Raw genomic sequence first — 1563 nt, forward strand, 5'->3', positions numbered from 1 at the left:
TCCGAACAGTAGCTGTATCGGTAATATGAAGAGCCGTCATCGCGTCATTCCCCTCACCTGCTGAAGCGCTTCACCCGGCTTCAAAACCCGAATGCCGTACCTCAAAGCCCCATCGCCAAAATCAGCGATATTCTCCGTTACAATCGCATCCGCACGACCGTTCACGGCAGCTTCTAGAACCATATCGTCACCGGCGTCTTTCGTTGATGGCCGGGTCAAAAACCATATTACCACCTCATCGACGTATATGGCTATTGCGTCAAGAATTCGCCTGATGTCGTCAGGGGAACCACCCGATTTTTCCAGATGCTCTTTTCGCATCATGGTCGCTTCGTATTCCATAAACAGCGGAACCGAGACGAGCGGATGAAGGTTTCCCCGCAGCACCATTTCCAACAACTGCCGCGATGCTCCTTTATCGCTGCGGATTGCCGAGACCATCACGCAGGTATCGAGAACAAGCCTCATGAAGCAGGTTCCAGAAACGTCGATCTAAGCGCATCTATAATCATCGTATCAACGCCCTTCCCGTCTCGCTTAGCTGCTGAACGAATGGACGCAATAAGCTCATCATCATCCAATTCTAAAACCATCGCATTCTGACTTTTTTTTCCCTGCGTGTAATCACATCTGCCGCCATTGACGCCAATTCTTTTGCCGATGGATTATAATAGATTTTCAGAGCAGTGAGCGAACGATGACCCGAGAATTCCGCTAACTCCAAAGGGTTTTTAGCGATCTTGGATAAGCGCGTTACAGCCACATGCCGAAGATCATGAAAACCTACTTTGACATCTGCGGCACGAGCGGCAGTAGCAAAGGTTTTTGAAACCGTCTTATTCGTCAGTCCGACCGGAAATAGGGTTTCCTGTTTCAAGGCTCTTGCGTGAGAAATAGCCTCCTCGAAACATTCAATGGCCTTCGGAATAAGCGGCACATCCCGAATGCGGGTTCCCTCCGTATCCTTGCTTTCGACCGACAGAAACCCGTCGCTCATATATATGTCGTCGATCCGAACCCTCAGCAATTCGCTTTCACGCATTCCCGTGAGCAGGGCAAGCCGAACCAATGGGCCAAGCCACCAGGATGTAAGAACCCTCTTTCGCCCATCGATAGCGCCAAGCAAGCGAACTTCATCATCCTCGGTAAATTTAACCTTGTTACCTGGACGCTGTTTAGGTTTCCGAATTGATTTGGTGACGTTTACCAAACCCTCGAACCCTTCCAACCCTTTCCCATATTCCAGGGCATTCGACAGGGCCGATATATCGTTATTGACCGTCGAAGGTGACAGACCACCGGATAACCGTTCTTTGATCCACGCTTGAAGATCCATAGGCCGGAACGCATTCAGCATAAGGCTTGCGAAGGGTTGCCGTTGAAGCAGCTTCAGCCGGTTAATCTCTTCCTTCGCCCCCTTCTTCTCATCGATAAGGCCCGACTGCATATAAAGGTCAATCAGTTCGGATATCGTCGATCTATCAATCTCCCGACGATCCGAGACCGTCCCTCTGAGCTTCCATTCAGCCAGCTTAGATTCGTACCACGCCCAAGCCTCTTCCC

2 protein-coding genes are annotated in these 1563 nt (G+C 50.4%); both read right to left on the reverse strand.

Features of this window, described 5'->3' with window-relative positions; genetic code table 11:
* Positions 1–36: 36 nt before the first annotated feature.
* Positions 37–468: a putative toxin-antitoxin system toxin component, PIN family gene (locus tag VZ95_RS20420; protein WP_045777495.1), complete on the reverse strand. Its 432-nt coding sequence runs from the start codon at positions 466–468 to the stop codon at positions 37–39.
* A 115-nt stretch (positions 469–583) separates the two neighbouring features.
* Positions 584–1563: tyrosine-type recombinase/integrase (locus VZ95_RS20425; RefSeq protein ID WP_045777496.1), on the reverse strand; the 980-nt coding region annotated here is incomplete at its 5' end.

It is taken from the genome of Elstera litoralis, from assembly GCF_000963705.1.
GTDB lineage: Bacteria > Pseudomonadota > Alphaproteobacteria > Elsterales > Elsteraceae > Elstera > Elstera litoralis.